This is a genomic window from Kocuria sp. CPCC 204721 (assembly GCF_040980945.1).
In the GTDB taxonomy this organism is placed as follows: domain Bacteria; phylum Actinomycetota; class Actinomycetes; order Actinomycetales; family Micrococcaceae; genus Kocuria; species Kocuria marina.
In genome coordinates this window covers 37705-62950 of record NZ_JAVKPO010000010.1, presented here as the reverse complement: position 1 = coordinate 62950, position 25246 = coordinate 37705, and the positions used below count along the sequence as shown (strand labels likewise).

Genomic DNA, 25246 nt, shown 5'->3' with positions numbered 1-25246 from the left:
CCGGAATCCCGGGTGCCCCTGCGGTGCTCGCGTGGCGACGGATCCAGCCGCCGGTCACTCAGTCCTGCTTGCCGGTCATCGTGATGTCCTGAGCCTTGATGCCCACACCCACGATGGTGGGCTGGTCACCGGACGCCGCGGGGGCCACGGCCCCGGCCTCCGCGGTGAAACGGCTGACCTGCCGTTCCTGCGTGTACTCGTGGGTCTCCACGCTCGCGGTTCCGGGCGCGGCCGCCGGCGCCACGGCACGCCGCGACCCACGACGCCGTCGGGCCGGAGCCGCCGGCGCCTCCGCCGGCCGGTTCCCGCCAGCGGACGACGCTGCCCCGGAAGTCTGCTGCTGCGCGGCACTCGTCTGCCCTGCACTGGATTGCGCAGTCCCGGAGTTCGACGGCGCGTGTCCGGCGGCCGACCGCTTCGACACCGCCTCCCGCGGCTGGGACGCGGCGTCCGCATCCTGAACGGCACCCTCGGTCGAGGTTTCGTCCTCGCCCGCATCCGTGAACGCGGCGCTCAGCGAATCCAGGGACAGGGCCTCCTGGGTGCCCTCGCTCCCCCGCTGCTCAGACTGCCCGTGGGGCAGTTCGATGACCTCGCCGTGAATCGTGAGGCTCGCGGACGAGTCCCCACCGGAACGGTCCTCGGACCGGGAATCCCCGCGCGAGTCGTTCCCGGAACCGTCCCGGCCGGAACCGTCGTTCTGCACGGCGTTGTCCTCGCCCTGCTGACCGCGACCGCGGCTGCGCTTGCCGCGGCGCTTGCGGCGACGGCGCCCGCCCTCGGACTCCCCGTGGGAGTTCTCGGACGCGTGCTCCCCGCCCTGCTGACCGCGGGAGGTCTGCTGCTCCTGGGAACCGGTGTCCTCGGCCTGCCCGCCCCCGGACTGCGGTGCGGTGCCCTGGGAAGCATTCCGTGCGGCGTCGTCGGACTCGTCGTGGGAGGAGGCCGCGGCGATGTTCGCCAACGCCGTGCGGGTGGCCTCCACGCGCGCCTGGTCCGGCTCGTCCGAACCGTGGTGCTGGTTGCCGTTCCTGGGCTTGTCCTGCGCACCGTTGTGCTGCTTGTTGCGCGAACGCTTACGCTCGTGTCGAGTGCCGCGCTGGTCGGAGGGAGCCGCGCCGGAGCGGCCCTTCAAGGGGTGGTCGTGGACCACGACGCCGCGGCCCGCGCATTCCTCGCACGGCTCGGAGAAGACCTCGAGCAACCCCGTACCCATGCGCTTGCGCGTCATCTGCACGAGACCCAGGGAGGTCACCTCGGCCACCTGGTGCTTCGTGCGGTCCCGGCCCAGGCACTCCACGAGCCGGCGCAGTACGAGATCGCGGTTGGACTCCAGAACCATGTCGATGAAGTCCACCACGATGATCCCGCCGATATCCCGCAACCGCAGTTGCCGCACGATCTCCTCGGCGGCTTCGAGGTTGTTCTTGGTCACGGTCTCCTCGAGGTTGCCCCCGGAGCCCGTGAACTTGCCGGTGTTGACGTCCACCACGGTCATGGCCTCGGTGCGGTCGATCACGAGCGATCCGCCGGAGGGCAGGAAGACCTTGCGCTCGAGGGCCTTCTGGATCTGCTCCTCCACGCGCATGTGCTCGAAGAGGTCGTCATCGCCGGTCCAGCGCTCGAGGCGGTCCAGCAGGTCGGGCGCCACGTAGGTCACGTAAGCCTCGATGTTGTCCCACGCCTGCTCGCCCTGGACCACCATGGCGGTGAAATCCTCGTTGAAGACGTCCCGCACGGTCTTGATGGTCAGGTCCGGTTCCGCGTACAGCATCTCCGGGGCCAGCGTCTTGGTGGACTTGGCCTTGTCCTGGATCTGCTCCCACTGCGAGCGCAGCCGGTTGATGTCGTTGGTCAGCTCGGTCTCGGAGGCACCCTCCGCCGCAGTGCGCACGATCACGCCCGCGCCCTCCGGCAACCGGTCCTTGAGGATCTTCTTCAGCCGCTGGCGCTCCACGTCCGGGAGCTTGCGGGAGATCCCCGTCATGGAACCGCCCGGGACGTAGACGAGGTAGCGACCGGGCAGGGACACCTGGCTCGTGAGCCGAGCACCTTTGTGCCCCACGGGGTCCTTGGTGACCTGCACGAGCACGGTGTCCCCGGACTTCAGGGCGTTCTCGATCTTGCGGGGCTTGCTGCCCAGCTCGGCGGCGTCCCAGTCCACCTCACCGGCGTAGAGCACGGCGTTGCGGCCGCGGCCGATGTCCACGAAGGCGGCCTCCATGGACGGCAGCACGTTCTGCACCTTGCCCACGTACACGTTGCCGATCAGCGAGTCCTGCTGGGTGTGCGAGACGAAGTGCTCGGCAAGGATCCCGTCCTCGAGCACACCGATCTGGATCCGGTCGTCCTTCTGCCGCACGAGCATCTTGCGCTCCACGGATTCGCGCCGGGCCAGGAACTCGGCCTCGGTGATCACGTGGCGGCGGCGGCCGAACTGCCGGGACTCACGACGACGCTGACGCTTGGCCTCGAGCCGCGTGGAGCCCTTGACCCCGGTCACCTCGTCGCTGCCCGTGCCCTCACCGGCACCGCGCGGGGCGCGGACCCGGGTCACCGAGCCGTCGGACTCGTCCACGAGTTCCATGTCCTCGTCACCGCGACGCCGCCGGCGACGCCGCTTGCTCGTGACCTCGCCGGACTTGTCGTCCTCGCTGTCCACGTCGTCCTCGCTGTCCACGTCCTTGCGTGCGGCCCGCTCGGCCTCGCGCTGGGCGTCGCGTTCCTTGGCGGCTTCGCGCAGTCGGGCAGCCTGCTCCTCGGCGGCACGGCGGATCTCCTCCGGGTCCGGGGCATGGAACATGAGGGAGGCGCCGGGACCGAAGGCCCCGAAGTTCTCCTGGGTGCTGGGCTGGTCGTTCGCGGACTCCTCGACCTGTACAGTCTGCGCGTCCGTCTGTTCCGAGGTGTCGGTCTGCTCGTCGCTCGCCTCGGCCGAGCCGGTTCCTTCGCCGGCCTGCGTCGTCTGCTCGGGCCCGTCGGTGCGCTGAGCGGCCTGCTCATCCGTCTCGCGGGCGCTCTCAGCGGCGTCACCGGCTGCGTCCTCGACATCGAGCGCGATCTCGTCCTCGATACTCTCCGCGGGCTGCTCGGCCTCGGGGATCTCGGCCACTGGGATCTCGCGCGCGGGCGTGTCCGCAACGCCAGCATCGTCGGAAGCGGTGGCCGCGGAATCGGACGTCCCCGGATCCTCGGCGGGCGCGTCGGTCGTCGCGGGTTGCCCGGTAGCGGTCTCGGCGGGCACGGCGGCGTCGGGCTCGGAATGGGGAACGGCGGCGTCGTCGGCCGGTGCATCAGGCGTGACGGCGGGATCGGTGGTGGTGCTGTCCTCGACGGGGGTGGTGGCGGCAGTCTCGAGGGGTGACTGTTCCGCGTTGTCCTTCTCAGGTTCCATGTGAAGTTGTGCTCCTGCTCGGGACACCGCCCGCACCCGGGCCCGAGGTGTGCTCGGTCGGTCGAGCCGGTGTTTGCCACGCGGCCGCCGGAAGTCAAAGTCGTACTCGCGGGCGCGGCGTGTGTCACGCGCACTGTCCGCGAGCCGGCGGATGCCCGAGTCGCTGGGTCCGTGGGGACCGCGAACTTGCCCCGCTCCGGACGCGCTCGATCCTGTGAGAGCGCGGGTCCGTACCGAGGGAGATCGGTGTTCCTGCCGGGCCGGTTCCTCACGTGCGGCTGAGGCCCGACCATTGGCAGTATCTCACAGTCACCCCGGGCCGGGGCACATTCCGGGTGGTCCGGACCACATTCCACCGGCCGGACCACAGCGCGTGTACGGGGTGTGTGCCGGCGTCACCCGCCGCCACGGGCGGCCCGCGCCCGGTGGGTCGTCATGCGCATGGTCTACGATCGGGCGCGTGAGCCCAACTTCCGCGACCACCCCCCTGACCGACCGGACACCCGAGACGACTCCGGCGCACGCCACCCGTTCGGACCGCGCGTGGGCCGTGCTCGCGGTGATCTTCTCGATCGTGGGTTTCGCCGCATCGGCCGTGCTCGTGGCGGAACGGCTCGCGATCTACAAGGACGCGGGACACCGCACGAGCTGCGACATCAACGCGTGGCTCTCGTGCGGCACGGTCATGCGCACCCCGCAGGCGGAGCTCTTCGGCTTCCCCAACCCGTTCATCGGGATCGTGGCGTACGCCGTGGTGATCGCCGTGGCCGTGGGCGTGCTCGCCGGCGCACGCTACGCCAGCTGGTTCTGGTGGTTGCTGTGGCTGGGGATCGCCGCCGGCTCGGTGTTCACCCTGTGGCTGTGGTGGCAGACCACTTTCCACATCAACGCCCTGTGCCTGTACTGCATGATCGTGTGGTGCGCCCAGACCCTGTTGCTCGCGCATACGACGGCGCGGATGCGCCGCGCCGGCCTGATCGGTTCCTCGCGTGGCACCGCCGCCGGCTCCGCCGCGTGGGCGTGGCTCCTGGGCATCGGGGTGCTCGTGATCGTCTTCGGGATCATCGCGGTGCGCTTCTCGACCGCGATCTTCGCCTGAGCCGTTCACCGACGCCGCGCTCAGACGGCGTGCGCCTCGAACACCATGATGGGGTGCGTGCCGTCGAATGGCGTCCGCTGCCAGTCGCCCCGAACCGCGTCGACCTCGAACCCGGCGCGCCGTCACTGATCGGTCAGGATGCCGCGGTCACGAAAGGCCAGGTCCGACTCCTCCACCACGAGCTCATCCGATGACTCGAAGTGATTGTGCAAACGCAGCAGGACCCGGCTCCGTTCGAGTTCCCCCACCTCGCACCATTGCCGCAACAGCCCGTGCTGCGTGTCCCGCACGGTGGGCTCGAACTGACGCCACCCGTCCCACACCCCACGTCGAGCACGGCACGGGCATGCATCCGCTCGGCGAGGGAGCGGTAGTCGTCATGGTCCGGCCCGTCGGGGTTGTCCCCGTCGTACAGGTCGACGATCCGCGGGTCGTAGTCGGTCATGGATCCCGCGTTCAGCTCAGCTGAACCAGATGCCGATCTCCCGCTCGGCGGACTCAGGCGAATCGGAGCCGTGCACGAGGTTCTTCTGCACCTTCTCGCCCCAGTCCCGACCCAAATCGCCGCGAATGGTACCGGGGGCGGCCGTGGTGGGCTCGGTGGCACCGGCGAGGCTGCGGAAGCCCTCGATGACCCGGTCCCCCTCGACCACGGCGGCCACGACGGGCCCGGAGAGCATGAACTCCACGAGCGGCTCGAAGAACGGCTTGCCCTGGTGCTCCTCGTAGTGCCGCTCGAGAATCTCGCGGGTCGCCGTCACGAGCTCGAGTTGCGCGAGCGTGTAGCCCTTGGCCTCGATGCGGGCCAGGATCTGCCCGGTCAGGCCGCGCTGGACGCCGTCCGGCTTCACGAGGACGAGGGTGCGTTGCGTCATGTGCTTCTCCTTGCTGTGGACCCACGCGGAGTCCTCGGTCGATCAGGTTCCGCTCCGAGCCTAACGGCCTGTGGTCCCCGCGCGGCTACGCCCGGGGACCGCGGCCGGGAGACGGTGATCACGTCAGGGGGTTCTCGACCTCCCAGCGGCGTTGTTCCTCCGCGCGCCGCACGTTCTCACGATCCATCGCGCCACCCTTGACCACGGCGTACCACCAGGCCAGGGCGCACAACACGCCGATCACGAACATTGAGGGCACGAGCACTCCCGTGGCGATGAGCACGACCTGCAGCACCCACCCGAGGGTGTACCCCCACGGCTTGCGCAGGAGGCCGCACGCCAGCAGGAACACCAGGGCGAGCACCACCGATCCGCCCATGAGCCACAGTTTCCCGGCCGTGCTCCAGTCCCGCGCCGTGAGTCCGAACGCCGCGAGGGCGGCGAAGAACACGATGAACGCCTCGATGGAGAGCACGCTCGAGGCGAACATCGTCTTGATCGAGCGTGGCTTCTTGGGTTGGCCAGGGCGCCATTCGCGCTGGGCCTTGGTCAGGCGGGCCATCGGGCTCCTTCCATGGTCGGGGCGGCGGGCTCAGAGTCCGAGCAGCACACGGGCCTCACCCACCACGGTGATGGACCCGGTGACGAGCACCGCGCCGTCGAACTGCTCGCGGGCCGCGGCGTCCTGGATGGCCGCGGCACACGCATCGTCCAGTCGCTCGCTCACGTGCACGGCGTCCTCGTCGAAGCCCATCTCCTCGGCGATCTCCGCGAGTTCCTCGGGTGCCACAGCGCGCGGGGACTGGGAGCGGGTGCACCACAGTTCGAGCTCGAACTCGTGGTACTCGTCCACGAGCACGCGCATCATCTCCGCAGCGTCCTTGTCTCGCAGCACGCCCACCACCAGGTTGAGCTTGGTGAACGTGAAGGCCTCGCGCACCGCGGTCGCCGAGGCCAGCAGACCGTGCGGGTTGTGGGCCGCATCCAGGATCACCGGCGGTGCCTTGCGGGCGAGCTCGAGCCGGCCCGGCGAGGAGACCGCACCCAGTCCCGTGGCCACGAGCTCGGGGTTCAGGGGCTTGTCCCCTCCCCCCACGAACGCCTCGACGGCGGCCACGGCCACCGCGGCGTTCTGGGCCTGATGGGCCCCGAACAGCGGCAACATGAGATCCGGGTACTCCCCCGCGAGCCCCTGCACGGTGATGACCTGGCCGCCCACCGCGGTGGAACGCCCGGTCACGGCGAACTCCACGCCCTCGAACCGGAACGGGTCACCGAGTTCCCGGGCCCGGTCCAGCAGGACCTGCGCGGCCTCGGGTTGCTGCGCCGCGCTCACGAGGAAGCCCTGGGGCTTGATGATCCCGGCCTTCTCCCGGGCGATCTGCCCCACGGTGTCCCCGAGCATGGTTGTGTGGTCCAGCCCGATCGGGGTCACCACGGACACCGCGGCGTCCGCCACATTGGTCGCGTCCCACGTGCCACCGATGCCGACTTCAAGGACCATGACGTCCACGGGTTCGTCCGCGAAGACCGCGAACGCCAGGACCGTAAGGGTCTCGAAGTACGTGAGGCGGGGAGCGCCGTCGGCCTCGAGCTTTCGGTCCACGAGCTCGAGGTACGGGGCGATCTCCGAGTAGATCCGCACGAACGTCTCGTCCGGGACGGGTTCGCCGTCGATGCTGATCCGCTCCGTGACGCGCTCGAGGTGCGGGCTCGTGTACCGGCCCACGCGCAGGTCGTGGGCGAGCAACAGCGACTCGATCATCCGGGCCGTGGACGTCTTGCCGTTGGTCCCGGTCACGTGCACCACGGGTGCGCTGCGGTGCGGATCCCCGAGCGCGGCGACCGCGGCGGCCACGGCGTCCAGCCGCGGCGCCATCCTGTCCTCCGGCGCCCGACTCAGCAGGTGCTGGTAGATATTCTCGACCGATGCGAAGTCCTCGTGCTCCTGGGCCCCGCTCACGCGTCGATCACCGCCACGGTCACGGACGGCTCGTCCGCTTCCAAGAGCTCGACCTCGCGGGACAGGGTCTCGGACTGCACGAGCTCGCGGTTCGCGGCCACGGCGGCCACGGTCTGCGCGTCCGCGGCGACGTGGGTGCGGATCCGGTCCGAGACCTGCAGGTCCGCGTCCTTCCGGGCCTGCTGAATCGCACGGATCATGTCCCGCGCCACGCCCTCGGCGCGCAGTTCATCCGTCAGTTCGGTGTCCAGGACAAGGAACCCGCCGCCGGGCAGAACGGTCACGGCGCGCGCGGAGTCCGCCGCGGCGTCGTCAACGACCGTGACGAGTTCGTACTCGCCCTCCTGCAGGGGCACGGAGCCGGCGACGACGACGCCGTCCGCGGAGACCGACCAGTCACCGTTCTTGGTGGCCTTGATGACCTGCTGGACCTGCTTGCCCAGGCGCGGGCCCGCCGCGCGGGCGTTGACCTTCAACTCCTGGGAGATACCGTGGTCCGCGGCGCTGACCTGCTCCGAGTCCTCGAGCGTGACGGACCTGAGGTTCAACTCATCGGCGATGATCTCCTGGAACGTGCCCTCGAGGGCATGCGCCCCGGGCACGGCCACGGTCATCCCCGCGAGCGGTTGCCGCACGCGCAGGTTGTGGGTCTTGCGCAGACCGGACCCGGCCGAGCAGATGGCGCGCGTGCGCTCCATGGCCGTGAGTAGGGCCTCGTCCCGGGGGAACAGGGAGGCATCCGGCCAGTCGGTCAGGTGCACGGAGCGCCCACCCGTAAGACCGCGCCAGATCTCCTCCGTGACGAGCGGCAGCAGCGGGGCGGCCACGCGGCACACCGTCTCGAGGCACGTGTACAGCACGTCGAAGGCCTGGGTGTCCTCCTCGAAGAACCGCTCGCGGGAACGGCGCACGTACCAGTTGGTGAGGGTGTCCATGTAGGAGCGCAACCGCTCGGCACCGGCCCAGATGTCGTAGTCGTCGAACAACCGCTTGACGTCCGTGACGAGCGCGCCGGTCTCCGCGAGGATGTAGCGGTCCATCACGTGATCGGCGTCGTGGCGCAACTGGGCGTCGTAGCCGGCTCCCCCGTTCGCGGCGTTCGTGTACAGACCGAAGAAGTGGTACACGTTCCACAGCGGCAACATCATCTGGCGCACGCCGTCGCGGATGCCCTGCTCGGTGACGATCAGGTTGCCGCCGCGCAGGATGGGCGAGGACATCAGGAACCAGCGCATGGCGTCCGAACCGTCCCGGTCCAGGACCTCGTTGACGTCCGGGTAGTTCTGCAGCGACTTGGACATCTTCTGCCCGTCCGAACCCAGCACGATCCCGTGGGAGATCACGTTGCGGAACGCGGGGCGGTCGAACAGCGCGGTGGCCAGGATGTGCAGCGTGTAGAACCAGCCGCGGGTCTGACCGATGTACTCCACGATGAAGTCACCCGGGTTGTGGGTCTCGAACCACTCCCGGTTCTCCATGGGGTAGTGCACCTGGGCGTACGGCATGGACCCGGAGTCGAACCACACGTCCAGCACCTCGGGCACGCGGCGCATCACGGACTCGCCCGTGGGGTCGTCCGGGTTGGGCCGGGTCAGGTCGTCGATCCACGGCCGGTGCAGGTCCACCTCGCCCTGGGCGTTGCGCGGAAGTCGGCCGAAGTCCCGCTCCAGCTCCGCGAGGGAACCGTAGACGTCCCGGCGCGGGTAATGGGGGTCGCTCGATTCCCACACCGGGATGGGTGAACCCCAGTAGCGATTGCGGGAGATGGACCAGTCACGGGCGTTCTCGAGCCACTTGCCGAACTGGCCGTCCTTGACGTTCTCGGGGATCCAGTTGATCTGCTGGTTCAACTCGACCATCCGGTCCTTGAACACGGTCACGCTCACGAACCATGAGGACACCGCGCGGTAGATCAGAGGGTTACGGCAGCGCCAGCAGTGCGGGTACGAGTGCTCGTAGGAGGCCTCCCGCAGCAGCGCGCCGCGGGCTCGGAGGTCCCGGACCACGGTGCGGGCCACGTCCTTGTCGAACACGTTGTGCCCGGCGAGTTCCGCGAGCGGCGCGCCCTGCGCGAGGGACTCGTCCGTGAAGAAATCGTAGAACCGTCCGCTCTCGTCCACGGAGAGCACCACGGGGATGTCGTGGGCGGCGCACACCATCTGATCGTCCTCGCCGTACGCGGGGGCCTGGTGCACGATGCCCGTGCCGTCCGTGGTGGACACGTACTCGGCCACGAGGATCTGCCACGCGTTCTGCGTCCCGAAGCGCTCGGCGTCCGTGAAGTAGTCCCACAGCGGCCGATACCGGATCCCGCCCAGCTGCTCACCCTTGCAGTGGGCGGTGACGGCATCCGCGACGGCCGCGGCGTCGTCGTACCCGAACTCCTTGGCGTACCCGCCCGCGAGCTCCGCGGCCACGAGGAAGCGGCGCCCGGCCAGGTCGCCGACACCGGGGACCAGGACGTAGTCGATGTGCGGACCGACCGCGAGCGCCTCGTTGGTGGGCAGGGTCCAGGGGGTCGTGGTCCAGGCGATGGCCTCCGCGCCGGCGAGTTCGGCGGCCACGGCGGGATCGGTGGCCCACGAGGTGTCCTCGGAGAGCGTGAACGCCACGGTCACGGAGGGGTCCTGGCGGTTCTTGTAGACGTCGTCGTCCATGCGCAACTCGTGGTTGGACAGGGGCGTCTCGTCCTTCCAGCAGTACGGCAGCACGCGGTAGCCGGAGTAGACCAGGCCCTTGTCGTCCAGGGCCTTGAACGCGCCGATCACGGACTCCATGTAGTCCACGTCCAGGGTCTTGTAGTCGTTGTCGAAGTCCACCCAGCGGGCCTGGCGGGTCACGTAGTCCTGCCACTCGGACGCGTACTTCAACACGGAGGCGCGGCAGGCGTCGTTGAACTTGTCGATGCCCATGGCCTCGATGTCCTGCTTGTCGGTCATCCCGAGCTGCTTCATGGCCTCGAGTTCGGCCGGCAGTCCGTGGGTGTCCCACCCGAAGCGGCGCTCCACGCGCCGGCCCTGCTGCGTCTGGTAGCGGGCCACGAGGTCCTTGACGTAGCCGGTCAGCAAGTGGCCGTAGTGGGGCAGGCCGTTGGCGAAGGGCGGGCCGTCGTAGAACACGAACTCGTTGGACCCGTGGTCCCCGCGGTCGCGCTGGTCGATGCTCGCCTGGAAGGTGTGGTCCTGTTTCCAGTAATCCAAGACGCGCTCCTCGACCGCGGGGAAACGCGGCGCGGAGGGCACTCCGTGTGCGCTGGGGTCGGTGCTCGCCTTGGGATACACGAAGGATTCGGTCACGGTGCTCCATCCTGAGGGGTGTGTGGTTCAGGATGCGAGGACGCTCGGGCGCGCGGGGCGCCGGTGGCGCGGTACCACCTCGCTTACCCGCGGTGGCATCGGCACAGCCGACGACGCCGCGAGTCGCTCGTTGGGGGCTGTCACGGGCCCGAGTCGTCCGGTTCTACTGGGGCGCGGTGCCTGTTCTTCCGGAAGGGCTCCCCGGTGATGGCCGGATCGACACCCGTGCGCGCAGGGCGCACCCCGCCATGATACCCCGACGGGAGGGACTACTCGCCCTGCTCGCCGCCGCCCTGCTCGCCGCCGCCCTGCTCGCCGCCGCCCTGTTCGTCTCCCCCGGACACCACCACCAGGACCCGGCCGTCCTGCACGCGCACCGGGTGGACGGGCAGCGTGTACTCCGCGCCGGACACGCACCGCCCGGTCGCGAGGTCGTAGGTCTCCTTGTACAGGGGTGAGGCCACCGTGTGGTACTGCCCCGTGCGCCCCACGATCCCGCGCATCCCCGGGGGCGAGATCACTCCCGAGAAGCTGGGCGTGCTGGCCCGGGTGGGTCAGGAGTACGGGCTGTACACCAGGATTACGGGTGCCCAGCGCATCGGGCTCTACGGGGCCCGCCTGGAGCAGCTGCCGCCGATTTGGAAGGAACTCGTGGACGCCGGATTCGAGTCCGGTTCCGCGTACGGCAAGGCGCTGCGCAATGTGAAGTCGTGCATCGGCAGTTCGTGGTGCCGCTTCGGGGTGCAGGACTCGGTGGCGCTCGCCGTGGGCCTGGAGAACCGCTACCGCGGGATGCGCTCACCCCGCAAGTCCAAGTTCGGGGTCTCGGGCTGCAGCCGCGAGTAGGCCGCGACCCTCGCGGATCCCGACCGGTTGTGCCGCTTCCGGGTGTTCGTGAACCACCCCGAGAGTGCGCCGGAGGACGTGGACGCGCGCATGTACGTGCTCGAGCGCGAACAGATCCGCCCGGCCACCCCCGAGGAGATCGCCCGGTCCGAGGCCGGTGAGGGGCACAAGCTGTTGGTGTCCGGGGCGAGGATCCCGGTGGGTCAGCCCTCCTGATCCGACTCCTGGGGGCCGGGGATCGCGGATGACTCGTGCGCGAGCGCGGCGACCCGACCCACCACGATCACCGCGGGAGCAGTGACCTCGCGCGCGCGGGCCACGTAGGCGATCGTGTCCAGCTGCGCCACGGTCGTGCGCTGGGTTGGGGTCCAGCCCCGCTCCACGACCGCGACCGGGGTGTCTGCGGGGTAGCCCGCGGCCATGAGCAGCTCGGCGTTACGTTCGAGACCCCGCACGCCCATCATGAGGATCAACGTGTGCCCGTCCATGTAGGGCACCTGACGCAACTGTTGGTGCGCGGTGATCACCGTGAACCCGTGTGTCATGTCCCGGTGGGTCACGGGGATCCCCGCCGCGGCGGGGACGGAAATCGCCGAGGTCACACCCGGCACCACTTGGGTGGCCACACCATGGGCCCGGCAGAACTCGACTTCCTCGCCACCGCGGCCGAACACGTACGGATCCCCACCCTTGAGCCGCACGACCCGCAGTCCGTGTTTCGCCTGGTCCACGAGGGTCTCGTTGATCCGGTCCTGCGTGTACTTGTGGTACCCGGCGCGCTTGCCCACGTCGATGATGCGGGCGTGCCGGGCGAGCTCTGGTAGGAGGTCCGTGGGGCCGAGCCGGTCCGCGACGATCACGTCCGCGTCCGCCAACAGTTGTCGTCCGCGCACCGTGAGCAGTCCGGGGTCGCCGGGTCCTCCGCCCACCAGCGCCACTGTCCCGGGTTCCTGAGTGACCGGGGCCTGAGAGACCCGATCCTGAGCAACCCGTGTTTCGGTAACCGGCACCTGAGTGACCGGTGCCCGAGTGTCGGCTGCGCGATCGGGCCTGGGCGCGGCGTCGTCCGCGACGCACAGGACCCGACGCTCTTCCGCCGCGAGCACCACCCGCTCCCGTTCCCCGGAGTCCGAGACGTGGAGGAAGACGAGCCACGCGCCGCCGAGGTCGTCGGGGCGGAACGCGCGCTCGTGCCACGTGAGACCGGGTGAGCTCGTGAGGTCCCGCAACGTGTCATGCAGATCAGGTGCCACGAGGTCCACAAGGGCGCCCTCGGCGAGCAGGGACCGCGTCCGACGCGCGGCGTCCGGTCCCCCACCGACCACCAGCACGGCGCGTCCGGCGAGGTTCAGCCCCAGGGGGTAGGTCATGGTCGAGAGCTCTCCTCGGGTGCGGGCGGATCATCGCCATGCTACGCCGCGGGCCGCCTCTCCTGACCTCGGACGTCACATCCGCGGGGTCACTCCGTGGCCGCTCCCTGTTTCCAGTAGCCCATGAACGAGATGTCCGTCTTGGGCACTCCCCCGCTCACGCACATCCGGCGCAGCGACTTGACCGTGGCGGATTCCGCCGCGAAGAACCAGTAGGTACCGCGGCCCTCCGGGCGGGCGACGTCCCATACGAAGTCCGCCTCCTCCGACGGGGCGGCCTCGGGCTCGCCGTGACCGACCTCCCAGTAGCGGCGGGCGCGCTCGGACAACCTGTGCCACAGCCATAGTTCCAGGTCTAGTCCGCGCGGGCGTCCCCGCCGGGGCAGCCACGTCCAGTGCAGTTCGGTGCCGCCGCGCAGCGTCACGGTCAGGGTGTGCCCGTCGGACGACGTCGCCCGGGCGAGGGCGCGCGGGCCGGCCGTGGCCACAGCGTCGTCCTCGGAAGGGACCTCCACCGCGATCGTCACGCTGCGGGGCGGGGCGGAAGGGGCAGGCGCACCCACGTGCACCCCCCGCTCGATGCCGTCGATGATCGCGGCGAGCGCGGGCAGGGCAGTCTCGTCCCCAGCGAGCACGACGTCCTGGTCCGCCGCACGCCGTTCGTCCCACGCGGCCCACCAGGGGGACCCGCCCGAGGGCACGAGCAGCTGCACGTCCTGACCCTCGCGCACGGTGTCACCCCACGCGGCCCCGGGGCCCATCCCATGCTCGGGGTCGTCGTGGAGCACCACGTCGATGGCCAGCTCCGGGACCGTGTGCCCGGCCAGCTCCACCTCGGCCGCATCGCGCACCGTGTACGTGCGCAGCCAACCCCGGCGTTCGGGCGGGGCGGCCATGAACTCGCGCCGCCACCGGGTCATGTCGCTCACGTCCACCGCCACGGTGGCCCCGGGGGTGGGTGGGATCAGCACCTTGAGGTAGGCGTCCGTGCGGGGGCCCGGTCCCTGGTCACCCCACGGCATGATCCGCAGTTCCTGCCCCGCCACACGTACGCGCACGAGGTGTTCGCTGAGCTTCGTGCGTCCCGTGACGGTGGCCGTCACACATGCGAGTTCCGTCATGGTAGTACCTCCTCGGGTGATCCTGGAGTGCTCGGCGGGGTATTCGCCGGTCCCGTCCACGGGATCACGAGCCGGGCGTCCGTGGGGGCGTCGTGGAGCACCCGCGCGGACATGTCGAAGACGTCGCTGACCACCTCATCGGTCATGACCTGCTCGGCCGAACCGGTCGCGGCGACCGCCCCGTCCTTGAGTGCCACGAGCACGTCCGCGTACCGCGCCGCGAGCGAGAGTTCATGCAGCACCATGACCAGGGTGATCCCTCGGGAGCGCTGCAGTGCGGTGAGGATGTCCAGGATCTCGGCCTGGCGCGCGATGTCCAGATACGTCGTCGGTTCGTCGAGCAACAGTACGTCCGTGTGCTGCGCGAGCGCGAGGGCGATCCATACGCGTTGGCGTTGACCGCCGGACAAGTCCCCCACGCGGCGTTCGAGCAGTTCCCCCAGCCCGGTGAGTTCGACCGCTTCCGCCACGGCGTCGTCGTCCTGGGCACGCCACCGTCCGAAGGCGCCGCGGTACGGGTGCCGTCCGCGCGCCACGAGCTCCTGCACGGTCACGCCCTCGGGTGCCACGGGGTCCTGTGGGAGGAAACCCACGGTGCGCGCGAACCGGGTGCGGTGCCACCGACTCACGTCCGCCCCGCTCACGAGGATCTCTCCGGCGGACGGGGTGAGCTGGCGCGCGCACGCCTTGAGCAGCGTGGACTTCCCGCAACCGTTGGCCCCCACGAGCGCGGTCACGGCCCCCGCGGGGAATGTCACGTTCACGTCCCGCAGCACCGGCGTCTCGCCGTAGCCCGCGGTCAGCCCACGCACCGCGAGCTCGGACGGCGACGCCGCGTCCTCGCCGTGCTCGGTCCCCCCGGCCCGGTTCGGATCGGTCCTGGACGTCATGCTTCCGCCTTTCCTCGCCCGATCAACAACCACAGCAGCACGGGCGCGCCGGCCGCCGCGGTGACCACACCCACGGGCAGGGCCAGCCCGGGGATCGTCTCCGCGGCCACGTAGTCTGAGACCACCATGAGCACCGCGCCCACGAGCGCGGCGTGCCGGGCGTGACCCGCACCGCCGCCCAGCCCCCTCGCAATGGGTGCGGCCATGAACGACACGAACGCCACGGGCCCCACGGCGGAGGCCGCCACGGCCACGAGCACCACGGCGAGCCCGAGGGCCGCGAGCCGCGTGGCCCGCACGTGCACCCCGAGCCCGGCGGCCAGGGGATCCCCCGCGCCGAGCGTGTCCACCGCGGGCGCCAACACCGCGCACACGGGCAGCAGGATCGCGAGGCAGATCCCCACCTGCGCGATGTCCACCCACCGGGCAGCGTTGAGTGAACCCGTGAGCCACTGCATCGCGTCCTGGGCGGCATAGATGTCCGCGCGGGTCAGCACCGCGTTGATCGCCGCGGCGGTCAGTGCTCCCGCCGCGACGCCGGTCAGCACGAGTTTGCCGATGTTGGCCCTCGTGCCCCCGGCGGCCAGGACCACCGCGACCATGAGGCCGAAACCACCCGCGAGAGAACTGAGTGTCACCGCGAGCCCAGAGAGCCCGCCCAGCGTGATGGCCGCGACCGCGCCGAGCCCGGCCCCGGAGGAGACACCCATGATGTCCGGGGAGGCCAGGGGGTTGCGCAGCACGCGCTGGAACAGGTGACCGGCGATCCCGAAGGCGATCCCCGTGAGGATCCCGAGCACCGTGCGCGGCAGAGTGATGTCCCACACGATGTACGCGGCGGGGCCGGAGTAGTCGTGGGTGAGCACGGCGACCAGGTCGGGCACGGCCACGACATACTTGCCCAGTGCGATCCGCGCGAAGGAGGCGAGGACCAGGACGAGCACGAGCAGCGCCGTGACCCGGCGGGTGCGGCGTCGGGAGCGGGAGCGTCCCGCGCGCACGGTGGCCACGGTCGCGGGGGCGGGCAGCGACGTCGTCCTGGGAAAAGGGGAAACGGCGGGACTCACGCGGCCACCACTCCCCTGCGTCGGATCACGACCACGAGCGCGGGGGCGCCGATCACCACGAGCGCGATCCCCACCTGGATCTCCCGGTCCGGGACGAGCACGCGCGCCACGACGTCCGCGAGCAGGACGATGAACGGGCCCGCGAGCAGGCACGCCGGGACGATCCTGCGGTAGGAGATGCCCACCAGCGAACGCACCGCGTGGGGTACGAGCAGTCCGCAGAACACGAGCGGGCCCACGAGTGCGGTGGAGGTACCCGAGAGCAGCACCACGGCCAGGCCCGCGAGGCCGCGCACGAGCGCCGGGTTCACCCCGAGTCCGCGACCCAGAGCTTCGCCCAGGGTCAGGGTGTCCAGGGAACGGGCCAGCGTCCACCCGAGCAGCAGGGCCACGAGAATCACGGGGCTCGCGAGCACCAGGAACGTGCCGTCCGGCCGGGTCAGTTCACCGACCTGCCAGCGCCGGAAAGTGTCGAACGTGGCCTGGTTGCTCAACAGCACCGCGCTCGTCAGCGCCGTGAGACCCGCGGAGACCGCCGCCCCCGTGAGTGCCAGGGTCACCGGACGCGCCCCGCCCCGGGCCGCGGAGGCCAGCGCGTACACGGCGGCCACGGCCACGGCGGAGCCCAGCGCCGCGAGCCACAACTGGTGCGTGACGCCGGTCAGACCCAGGAACGCGCCGCCGGCCACGACCGCGAACGCGGCCCCGGCCGTCAGCCCCAGGATGCCCGGATCGCCCAGGGGGTTGCGCGTGGCACCCTGTAGCAACGCCCCGGCCACGGCGAGCGCGGCCCCGGTGAGCAGGCCCGCCCCGGTGCGCCACACGCGGGACTCGACCACGGCGCCGTCGAGCGCGGGAACCCCGGGGACGGCCCCCGGGTCACCCGAGAACACGTGCGGGACCACGTGCCACGTGACCCCCAGCCCGATGGGCCGGGACCCGTACGAGATCGAGAGGAACACGGCCACGAGCAGCAGTGCCGCCATGGCGAGCCAGGACATACCCTGACCCCGCGCGCGCCCGCGCGGGGCGGACGGCGCGGCGTCGGGGCGGGCGAATGTGGAACTGCCGGGCACGAAGGGTCAGGCCCCCAGCGTGGTCTTGATCGCCGGGATGTGGGCGTCGAGCGCGTGGGGCATGGACAGCGGAGAGGACGAGTACCCGGAGAGCACGTCCTGCTTGTCCGTGAGGAACATCCCCCGCCCGTTGGCGATCGCGGGGATGGTCTTGAGGATCGGGTCCGTGCGGAACTTCTCGGCCTGGGCGTCGTCCTCCGCGGCCGCCACGAACAGGTCGCTCGTGAGCTCGTCGGCGCGTTCGCGGGGCCATTCGCGCCAGAACTGATCCTCCGTGATGTTGTCCTTGACCGCGTCCGCGAGATTCATCCCCAGCTCGGTGAAGAAGCGGGGGCGTCCGTCCGCGGGGCCGTAGAACCCCAGGCTCTGGGAGACGTCACCGTAGATGAAGGTCTTGCCCTTGGCCGCGCCGAGTTCGTCGGAGCGCCGGGAGACGAGTTCTTCGGTGCGGCTCACGAGTTCGTCACCGGCCGCAGAACGGCCCAGGGCCTTGGCCGTGACACGCTGCATGTCCTGCCACGAGTTGACCCACGGGCCCGTGGGGTACGCGACCACCGGGGCGATCTTCGTGAGGCGGTCGTACTCCTCCCGGGTGACCCCGGAGTTCACCGCGACGATCAGGTCCGGGCTCAGCTCGGCGATGTCCGTGAAGTTCACACCATCCGATTCGTCCATGGCCTTGGGCGTCTGCCCGCCCAGTTCTGAGACCTTGGCGTCGAACCAGTCGGTGGACCCGTTCGCGTTGCCGCCCCAGGCCACCTTGGTCATGCCCACCGGCACCACGCCGAGCGCGGCCACGAAGTCCTGCGTGTTGCTCGCGCCCACGCACACGACCCGCTGCGGCGCGGCCTCGACCTTCGTGGTGCCCAGGGCGTGTGTCACCTCCACGGGGAACGTGTCCGTGGGGCTCGACGACGCCGTGGCACCGGGGGTCTGCGCCTGCCCGTCCCCGTCCCGCGCGCCCGTGGAACACGCCGCGAGCCCCACGAGGGAGGCCACGGCCAGGCCGGAGCCCAGCAGGGTGCGACGATTGAACTGCCGGGACGCGTTCCCGGACCGGTGAGGGGACATGGACACTCCTGGGTCACTGAATTTGATAAGGCAAGCCTAACCTAATTCATGCTCCCGTTCGGCCGCAACCGCTCCGTGCGCGCTCTCGCGGGTGCGGCCGGACCGAGCAGAGCCAGGGCATTCCGCTGACCGGTCATGGGGCGCCGGGCGGATGGGCAGGACCGGCCCACCAAGGGCAACCGGCCGCCGGTGCTCCGAGGCACCGGCGGCCGGTCACCGCAACGCACGCTGTCAGTTGTTCGTGCGGATCATCTTGTGCGGCGCAGCCTGGGCCACGGGCTTGACCGTGATCGTGTCCAGGTCCACGTGATGCGGCAGTTCCACGGCGAAGGCGCAGACCTCGGCCACGTCCTGGCCCGAGAGCGGTTTCTCCACGCCCGCGTAGATCTTGTCCGCGGCCGCCTGGTCACCACCCAGGCGCATGAGCGAGAACTCGGGAGTGTGCACCAGACCGGGCGCCACCTCCACCACGCGCACGTTGTGCTCAGCCTCCTCGAGGCGCAGCGCCTCGGTCATGGCGCGTTCGGCGTACTTGGCGGCGTTGTACCCCACTCCGCCCTCGTAGGCGCGCTGAGCGGCGATCGAGGTCAGGTTCAGCACCGTGCCCTCACCGTTGGCCCGCAACGCGGGCAGGAACGCACGGACCACCCGCAGGGTGCCCATCACGTTGACGTCGTACATCCACTGCCAGTCCTCGTCCTTGGCGTCGGCCACCGTGTCCGTGCCGCGTGCTCCGCCGGAGATGTTGAGGATCGCGTCCACGGTGCCCTGCTCGCCGAGCACCCGATCGCGCAGCGCATCCACCTGCGCCTGGTCGGTGATGTCGGTGGGCACGGCACTCGCGCCGGTCTCCCGGGCCAATTCCTCGAGACGCTCCGCGCGACGGGCGACGGCGTACACCGTCCACCCGCTCTCGCGCAGGCGGCGCACCGTGGCCTCGCCGATGCCCGTGGAGGCACCGGTGACCACGGCCACCTTGCCGTTGCCGAGCGGCTTGGGATCCTTGTAGGTGGGATGTGTGTTCTGAGTCATACCTTCACCGTAGCGCGCGGAATTATGACTTAGAACAATCCGGATCGGCTCGATTAGGACGTTTCAGAAACCACTGCGGTGATCGCGCAACCAGCCCAGGAGCACAACGGCGTTGTTGTGCTCCTCGTCCTTCGCGTCATAAAGCAGGGTCGCGGAGTCTACGTCCCGCAGCACGCTCCTGAGCTGCGCGACCTCCCCGGAGGCATCCTCGTCGAGTTCCTCGCGGTAGCGCTGCGCGAAGCGGTCGAACTTCTCGGGGTCGTGACCGAACCACTTGCGCAACTCGTCGCTCGGGGCGACCCCCTTGAACCAGTGGTCCAGGGCTGCATGGTCCTTTCTGACCCCGCGCGGCCACAAGCGATCGACCAGGATCCGAGCGTCGTCGTCTCTCGCGGCGTCTTCGCGAATGCGGTGGATGTGCAAACGTGCCATGCCCCCACGCTACGACGGTCCGTGCCCGCGTGCATGAGAGACTGGAGCACATGGCACAGAACCTCGAGGGTACAGACACGCCCGAAATCATCGACAGCGCTGCGTCCACCACCGCGGTGAACGTCCCCGACAAGCCGGCCATGGAGGGCCTGGAGGAGAAGTACTCCGCGCAGTGGCGCGAGAACGGTACGTACGCGTTCCGCGAGGACACCACGCGCGAGGACGTCTACTCGATCGACACTCCCCCGCCCACGGCCTCCGGCTCCCTGCACGTGGGACACATGTTCTCCTACACGCAGACGGACGTGATCGCCCGCTATCAGCGGATGTCCGGCAAGAACGTGTTCTACCCGCTGGGCTGGGACGACAACGGCCTGCCCACCGAGCGCCGCGTGCAGAACTACTACGGCGTGCGCTGCGAGCCCGGCAAGCCGTACATCGAGGGCTACCAGCCTCCGGAGAAGCCGGCCAAGAACCAGCGCGACTGGGACGTGGTGTCCCGCCAGAACTTCATCGAGCTGTGCGAGGAACTCGCGGTCGAGGACGAGAAGGTCTTCGAGCACCTGTTCTCCACCCTGGGGCTGTCCGTGGACTGGACCCGCACGTACCGCACGATCGACGCGCACTCGCGCAAGGTCTCCCAGCTCGCATTCCTCAAGGACTACGAGGCCGGTAACGCGTACATGGCCGAGGCCCCCACCATGTGGGACGTCACGTTCCGCACCGCCGTGGCCCAGGCCGAGCTCGAGGACCGCGAACGCGAAGGTGCCTACCACCGCGTGGCGTTCCACCGACCGGACGGCGAGAAGGTCTTCATCGAGACCACCCGCCCCGAGCTGCTGCCCGCGTGCGTGGCGCTGGTGGCCCACCCGGACGACGAGCGCTACCAGGCGCTGTTCGGCACCACCGTGCGTTCCCCGCTGTTCGACGTCGAGGTCGAGGTCAAGGCCCACCCGCTCGCCAAGCCGGACAAGGGCTCGGGTATCGCCATGATCTGTACGTTCGGTGACCTCACCGACGTCACGTGGTGGCGCGAGCTCGATCTGCCCACGCGCGCCCTGATCGGCCGCGACGGCCGCTTCGCCTCGGAGCAGCCCGCATGGATCGCCGACGGCGCCCCGGCCGAGAACTACGCGCAGCTCGCCGGCAAGACCGTGTTCTCCGCGCAGAAGACCGTGGTCGAACTGCTCGCCGCCTCCGGTGACATGGAGGGCGAGCCCAAGAAGATCACCCACCCCGTGAACTTCTATGAGAAGGGCGACAAGCCCCTCGAGGTCGTCACCTCCCGCCAGTGGTACATCCGCAACGGCGGTCGGGACGCCGAGCGCCGCGACGCCCTGATCGAACGGGGCCGTGAGATCTCGTGGCACCCCTCGTTCATGCGCGCGCGCTACGAGAACTGGATCGAGGGTCTCAACGGGGATTGGCTGATCTCCCGTCAGCGCTTCTTCGGCGTGCCGTTCCCGGTGTGGTACCCGCTGGACGAGTCCGGTGAACCGGATTACGACCACCCCGTGCTCCCCGCCCAAGACCAGTTGCCCGTGGATCCCACCACGGACGTGGCCCCCGGCTACACCGAGGACCAGCGCGATCAGCCCGGTGGATTCATGGCGGACCCGGACGTCCTGGACACCTGGGCAACCTCTTCCCTGACCCCGCAGATCGCAACCGGCTGGGCCGTGGACGAGACCTTGCACGCCAACACGTTCCCCATGGACCTGCGCCCGCAGGGTCACGACATCATCCGCACGTGGCTGTTCTCGACCGTGGTACGCGCCGAGACGCTGGCGCAGACCGTGCCGTGGAAGCACACGGCACTGTCCGGGTGGATCCTGGACCCGGACCGCAAGAAGATGTCCAAGTCCAAGGGCAACGTGGTGATCCCCACCGAGGTGCTCGAGAAGTACGGCTCGGACGCGGTGCGCTACTGGGCGGCGTCGGCCCGCCTGGGCGCGGACACCGCCTACGACGAGGGCCAGATGAAGATCGGCCGTCGCCTGGCGATCAAACTGCTCAACGCATCCAAGTTCGTGCTGGCCCAGGGCGTGACCGAGGCCTCCGTGCTGGGCTCCGGGACGGACGGTTCCGTGGTGACCAACGGTCTGGACCGCTCCCTGTTGGCCCAGCTCGCGGACGTCGTGGAGCGCGCGAGCACCGCGTTCCAGGAGTACGAGTACGCGCGCGCCCTGCAGTTGATCGAGTCCTTCTTCTGGACCTTCACGGACGACTACGTGGAGCTCGTGAAGGACCGCGCATACGGTTCCCGCGGGGAGGCCTCGCAGGCCTCGGTGCACGCGGCCCTCGCGACGACGCTCGACACCCTGCTGCGCTTGTTCGCCCCGTTCATCCCATTCGCCACGGAAGAGGTGTGGTCGTGGTGGCGCTCCGGTTCGGTGCACCGCGCGGCCTGGCCCGTGACTGACGGGTTCGCCGAGCCCGCTCGCGCGGGTGATCCCGAGGTGCTCACCGTGGTGGGCGAGGCGCTGTCCGGGCTGCGCAAGGCCAAGTCCGAGGCCAAGGTCAAGCAGCGTACCGCGGTCACCTCCGCGGTGATCTCGGGCCCGGCCGCTCAGCTCGAGCAGTTGCGCGCCGGGCTGGAGGACCTCCAGGCCGCCGGTAACGCCGCAGACCTCACGCTCACCGACGCCGAGGGTGAGCTGGCCGTGAGTGACGTCCAGCTCGAGGAAGCACCACAGGCCTGAGTCAACTTGGAGGGGCCCCGTCCTGCCTCGTGCGGGATCGGGCCCCTCGGCACATCACGAACGCCGTCGCCCCCGCGGAGCCGTCCTTGCCCGGTCCGATGGGCGGCACCGGCACACCGGGCCCTCCGCGCTGCACCCAGCGCATGAACGAACCCCGCCACGTGCGTGACGGGGTTCGTTCATGCCTGCAGCGGTCGGGCGCACGCGCCGCCGCGGGACGTCAGCTGAAGTCGGGGCCCTTCTCGCGCCCGCGCTTGAGCTCGTAAAAGCCGGGGTAGGACGCCAGCGCCAGGGCGCCGTCCCAGACCTTGCCGGCCTCCTCGCCCTTGGGCGCCGGGGTGAACACGGGACCGAAGAAGCCCACGCCGTTCACGGCGATGCACGGGGTGCCGATGTCCTGACCCGCCACGGCACGGGCCTCGTCCGTGGACGCCCGGATGGCGTCGTCGTACTCGGTGGAGTTCTTGGCCGCAGCGAGGTCTGCCGGCAGACCGACCTCTGCGAGGGACTCGGTGATGATCGCCTCGAGGTCCTGCATGCCACCGGGGTGACGACGGGAGCCCATGGCGTCGTAGAGCTTCTTGTAGTACTCGCCGCCGTGCTGCTCGGCCGCGGCCTGGATCACGCGCACGAGCCACATGGACTCGTCGTGGCCGTGGTGGTGGTTCTCGGGGTTGTCCTCGTTGAGGATACCCAGCGAGATGATCTTCCAGTCCACCTCCACGTCCCGGATGCGCACGACCTCCTCCATCCAGCGGGAGGTCATCCAGGCCCACGGGCACAGGGGATCGAACCAGAAATCGACGTGTTGCTTCTCGGCCATGAGGTGTCCTTTCGGGCGTTCGGTTCTTTCGCTCACGCTGACTTGTGGCGACGCCGCTCGGCGTCGATCATCTCGTGCGTGAAGATCTCGGGGTCGGCCAGTTTGGCCACGGCGTCCTTGGTGACGAGCACCGCGGCGACGTCGTCGCGGCCCGGCAGTTCGAACATGACCGGCATGAGGATGTCCTCGAGGATCGCGCGCAGACCGCGCGCGCCGGTGCCGCGTTCGATGGCCAGTTCCGCGATGGCCTCGAGTGCCTGCGGGTCGAAGGTGAGTTCCACACCGTCGAGCTGGAAGAGTTTGCGGTACTGCTTGACCAGCGCGTTCTTGGGTTCGGTGAGGATGCGTACCATGTCCGCGACGGACAGTTTGGAGAGCGTGGCCACCACGGGCAGCCGCCCGATGAACTCGGGGATCAGTCCGAACTTGAGCAGGTCCTCGGGCTGGACCTGACCCGTGAGATCCACGTCCGCGGTGTCCCGGATAGGCGCACCGAAACCGATGCCCTTCTTGCCCGTGCGCTGCTGCACGATCTCCTCGAGACCCGCGAACGCTCCCGCCACGATGAACAACACGTTGGTGGTGTCCAGGTGCAGGAACTCCTGCTGCGGGTGCTTGCGGCCACCCTGGGGCGGCACGGAGGCCACCGTGCCCTCGAGGATCTTCAGGAGCGCTTGCTGGACCCCTTCGCCCGATACGTCCCGCGTGATCGAGGGGTTCTCAGATTTACGAGAAATCTTGTCGATCTCGTCAATGTAAATAATCCCCTGCTCCGCTTTCTTGATATCGAAATCAGCGGCTTGGATGAGCTTGAGAAGAATGTTCTCAACGTCTTCCCCCACGTATCCGGCTTCGGTCAGGGAGGTGGCGTCCGCGACCGCGAACGGCACGTCCAGCTTCTTGGCGAGGGACTGCGCGAGGTAGGTCTTCCCGGACCCCGTGGGTCCTACCAACAGGATGTTGGACTTGGCCACCTCGATGGCCTCCTCGTCCCCCTCGGAGCCCGCAATGGTGAGCGTGTGCCCGGAGACGCCCGCGCGGATGCGCTTGTAGTGGTTGTACACGGCCACGGCCAGCGCACGCTTGGCGGGCTCCTGGCCGATCACGTACTCCCGCAGGTGATCGTAGATCTGCTGCGGGCGGGGCAGCTCCGTCTGGTCCGTCTCCGTGACCTCGGTGAGCTCTTCCTCGATGATCTCGTTGCACAGCTCGATGCACTCGTCACAAATGTAGACCCGCGGGCCCGCGATGAGCTTGCGCACCTGCTTCTGGCTTTTGCCGCAGAAGGAGCATTTGAGCAGGTCAACGCTCTCCCCGATGCGCGCCATGTATCAGCCTCACAGTTCGTCTTGACGGATGCTGGGTCCACTCTAAGCGAGCTTCTCACGGCCCGCCCAATCATGCCGAGGCGCGTGACGGCCACGCCGCATATCCGTGCACCGTGGCCGTCGGTCCCCTCGTCACCCCCGGAAGCTGCGCCTCCGGGTCGCCGCTCAGGCCTGCGTGACCGTGGAGGGCTTGTTGATCTTGCGGGAGTCCAGCACCTGGTCGATGATGCCGTACTCCTGGGCCTCCTTGGCCGTGAGGATCTTGTCGCGTTCGATGTCGCGGTTGATCTCCTCCGCAGCCCTGTTGGTGTGCAGCGCCATGGTCTCCTCCAACCACGTGCGCATGCGCATGATTTCGTTGGCCTGGATCTCGATGTCCGAGGCCTGACCGCCGCCCTGGCCCTCCATGGCGGGCTGGTGGATCAGCACGCGCGCGTTGGGCAGCGCGAGGCGCTTACCGGGAGTACCGCCCGCGAGCAGCACGGACGCCGCGGAGGCCGCCTGGCCCAGGCACACGGTCTGGATCTCGGGGCGGATGTACTGCATGGTGTCGTAGATGGCCGTCATGGCCGTGAACGAACCGCCCGGGGAGTTGATGTACATGGTGATGTCCCGGTCCGGGTCCTGGGACTCGAGCACGAGCAGCTGCGCCATGATGTCGTCCGCGGAGGTGTCATCCACCTGGACGCCCAGGAAGATGATCCGGTCCTCGAACAGCTTGGTGTACGGGTTCTGGCGGCGGTAGCCGTACGGCGTGCGTTCCTCGAAGTCCGGGATCACGTAGCGGCTGGTGGGCAACTGCGGTGCAGTGGCGTGAGGCAAGTTCATTGGTCCGTCCTGAAAGTCTATGGGTGGTTCTGG

The 25246-nt window shown here is 69.4% G+C and carries 20 protein-coding genes and 1 pseudogene; 3 read left to right on the top strand and 18 right to left on the bottom strand.

The genetic code is table 11. The features are described 5' to 3' along the window. Positions 1-58: 58 nt before the first annotated feature. Positions 59-3394: an Rne/Rng family ribonuclease gene (locus tag RF637_RS10010; protein WP_368844748.1), complete on the bottom strand. Its 3336-nt coding sequence runs from the start codon at positions 3392-3394 to the stop codon at positions 59-61. A 460-nt stretch (positions 3395-3854) separates the two neighbouring features. On the opposite strand from RF637_RS10010, the gene RF637_RS10005 reads away from it, so the two are divergent. After that, complete coding sequence (locus RF637_RS10005; RefSeq protein WP_231885535.1) at positions 3855-4493, top strand: vitamin K epoxide reductase family protein; 639 nt, start codon at positions 3855-3857, stop codon at positions 4491-4493. 122 nt (positions 4494-4615) lie between these two features. Here the strand turns inward: RF637_RS10005 and RF637_RS10000 are convergent, their stop codons facing one another. From RF637_RS10000 to RF637_RS09975, 6 genes are all read right to left on the bottom strand, one after another. Next, complete coding sequence (locus tag RF637_RS10000; protein ID WP_368844747.1) at positions 4616-4783, bottom strand: hypothetical protein; 168 nt, start codon at positions 4781-4783, stop codon at positions 4616-4618. A gap of 171 nt (positions 4784-4954) precedes the next feature. Next, the gene (gene ndk / locus RF637_RS09995; protein ID WP_064846151.1) at positions 4955-5368 is read right to left on the bottom strand and encodes a nucleoside-diphosphate kinase; all 414 of its coding nucleotides are present in this window, start codon (positions 5366-5368) and stop codon (positions 4955-4957) included. Positions 5369-5486: 118 nt separating this feature from the next. After that, positions 5487-5930: a DUF4233 domain-containing protein gene (locus tag RF637_RS09990; RefSeq protein WP_368844746.1), complete on the bottom strand. Its 444-nt coding sequence runs from the start codon at positions 5928-5930 to the stop codon at positions 5487-5489. Positions 5931-5960: 30 nt separating this feature from the next. Then, entirely contained in the window at positions 5961-7331 is a 1371-nt protein-coding gene (locus RF637_RS09985; RefSeq protein WP_368844745.1) for a folylpolyglutamate synthase/dihydrofolate synthase family protein, read from the bottom strand. Then, positions 7328-10627 (bottom strand): isoleucine--tRNA ligase, encoded by a 3300-nt coding sequence (gene ileS / locus RF637_RS09980; RefSeq protein ID WP_368844744.1) that lies wholly within the window; start codon positions 10625-10627, stop codon positions 7328-7330. The genes RF637_RS09985 and ileS overlap by 4 nt, the downstream gene beginning before the upstream one ends. 269 nt (positions 10628-10896) lie before the next feature. After that, on the bottom strand, positions 10897-11091 hold the full coding sequence (locus tag RF637_RS09975) for a nitrite reductase (NAD(P)H) small subunit (RefSeq protein ID WP_368844743.1): 195 nt from the start codon (positions 11089-11091) through the stop codon (positions 10897-10899). Between the two features lie 28 nt (positions 11092-11119). On the opposite strand from RF637_RS09975, the pseudogene RF637_RS09970 reads away from it, so the two are divergent. Further along, positions 11120-11689 (top strand): annotated as a pseudogene (locus RF637_RS09970) (hypothetical protein); the annotation flags it as partial. On the opposite strand, the gene cobA reads toward RF637_RS09970, so the two are convergent. From cobA to RF637_RS09930, 8 genes are all read right to left on the bottom strand, one after another. Further along, on the bottom strand, positions 11677-12843 hold the full coding sequence (cobA, locus tag RF637_RS09965; RefSeq protein ID WP_368844742.1) for a uroporphyrinogen-III C-methyltransferase: 1167 nt from the start codon (positions 12841-12843) through the stop codon (positions 11677-11679). The pseudogene RF637_RS09970 and the gene cobA overlap by 13 nt on opposite strands. Before the next feature lie 89 nt (positions 12844-12932). Further along, positions 12933-13964 carry a siderophore-interacting protein gene (locus RF637_RS09960; RefSeq protein WP_085107783.1) on the bottom strand — a complete coding sequence of 344 codons (1032 nt, stop codon included), beginning with the start codon at positions 13962-13964 and terminating at the stop codon, positions 12933-12935. Continuing rightward, on the bottom strand, positions 13961-14854 hold the full coding sequence (locus RF637_RS09955; protein ID WP_368844741.1) for an ABC transporter ATP-binding protein: 894 nt from the start codon (positions 14852-14854) through the stop codon (positions 13961-13963). Before RF637_RS09955 ends, RF637_RS09960 begins: the two co-directional genes overlap by 4 nt. Beyond that, positions 14851-15921: a FecCD family ABC transporter permease gene (locus RF637_RS09950; RefSeq protein ID WP_368844740.1), complete on the bottom strand. Its 1071-nt coding sequence runs from the start codon at positions 15919-15921 to the stop codon at positions 14851-14853. The genes RF637_RS09955 and RF637_RS09950 overlap by 4 nt, the downstream gene beginning before the upstream one ends. Continuing rightward, the gene (locus tag RF637_RS09945; RefSeq protein ID WP_318281383.1) at positions 15918-16922 is read right to left on the bottom strand and encodes an iron ABC transporter permease; all 1005 of its coding nucleotides are present in this window, start codon (positions 16920-16922) and stop codon (positions 15918-15920) included. The genes RF637_RS09950 and RF637_RS09945 overlap by 4 nt, the downstream gene beginning before the upstream one ends. Positions 16923-17003: 81 nt before the next feature. Next, positions 17004-18068: an ABC transporter substrate-binding protein gene (locus RF637_RS09940; protein WP_167318418.1), complete on the bottom strand. Its 1065-nt coding sequence runs from the start codon at positions 18066-18068 to the stop codon at positions 17004-17006. Positions 18069-18299: 231 nt separating this feature from the next. Then, positions 18300-19100 carry an SDR family oxidoreductase gene (locus RF637_RS09935; RefSeq protein ID WP_368844739.1) on the bottom strand — a complete coding sequence of 267 codons (801 nt, stop codon included), beginning with the start codon at positions 19098-19100 and terminating at the stop codon, positions 18300-18302. 63 nt (positions 19101-19163) lie between these two features. Next, a complete protein-coding gene (locus RF637_RS09930) occupies positions 19164-19532 on the bottom strand; it encodes a DUF488 domain-containing protein (protein WP_085107772.1) in 369 nt (122 codons plus the stop codon). Positions 19533-19582: 50 nt separating this feature from the next. On the opposite strand from RF637_RS09930, the gene valS reads away from it, so the two are divergent. Continuing rightward, a complete protein-coding gene (gene valS / locus RF637_RS09925) occupies positions 19583-22234 on the top strand; it encodes a valine--tRNA ligase (RefSeq protein WP_167318415.1) in 2652 nt (883 codons plus the stop codon). Between the two features lie 220 nt (positions 22235-22454). On the opposite strand, the gene RF637_RS09920 is transcribed toward valS, so the two are convergent. The 3 genes from RF637_RS09920 to RF637_RS09910 all read right to left on the bottom strand — a co-directional run bounded on the left by RF637_RS09920 (position 22455) and on the right by RF637_RS09910 (position 25213). Then, positions 22455-23057 carry a DsbA family protein gene (locus RF637_RS09920; RefSeq protein ID WP_098055016.1) on the bottom strand — a complete coding sequence of 201 codons (603 nt, stop codon included), beginning with the start codon at positions 23055-23057 and terminating at the stop codon, positions 22455-22457. Positions 23058-23089: 32 nt separating this feature from the next. Continuing rightward, the gene (clpX, locus tag RF637_RS09915; protein WP_131332780.1) at positions 23090-24385 is read right to left on the bottom strand and encodes an ATP-dependent Clp protease ATP-binding subunit ClpX; all 1296 of its coding nucleotides are present in this window, start codon (positions 24383-24385) and stop codon (positions 23090-23092) included. A 165-nt stretch (positions 24386-24550) separates the two neighbouring features. Beyond that, positions 24551-25213, bottom strand: coding sequence for an ATP-dependent Clp protease proteolytic subunit (locus tag RF637_RS09910; protein ID WP_035962208.1), 663 nt, complete (start codon positions 25211-25213; stop codon positions 24551-24553). Between the last annotated feature and the right edge of the window lie 33 nt (positions 25214-25246).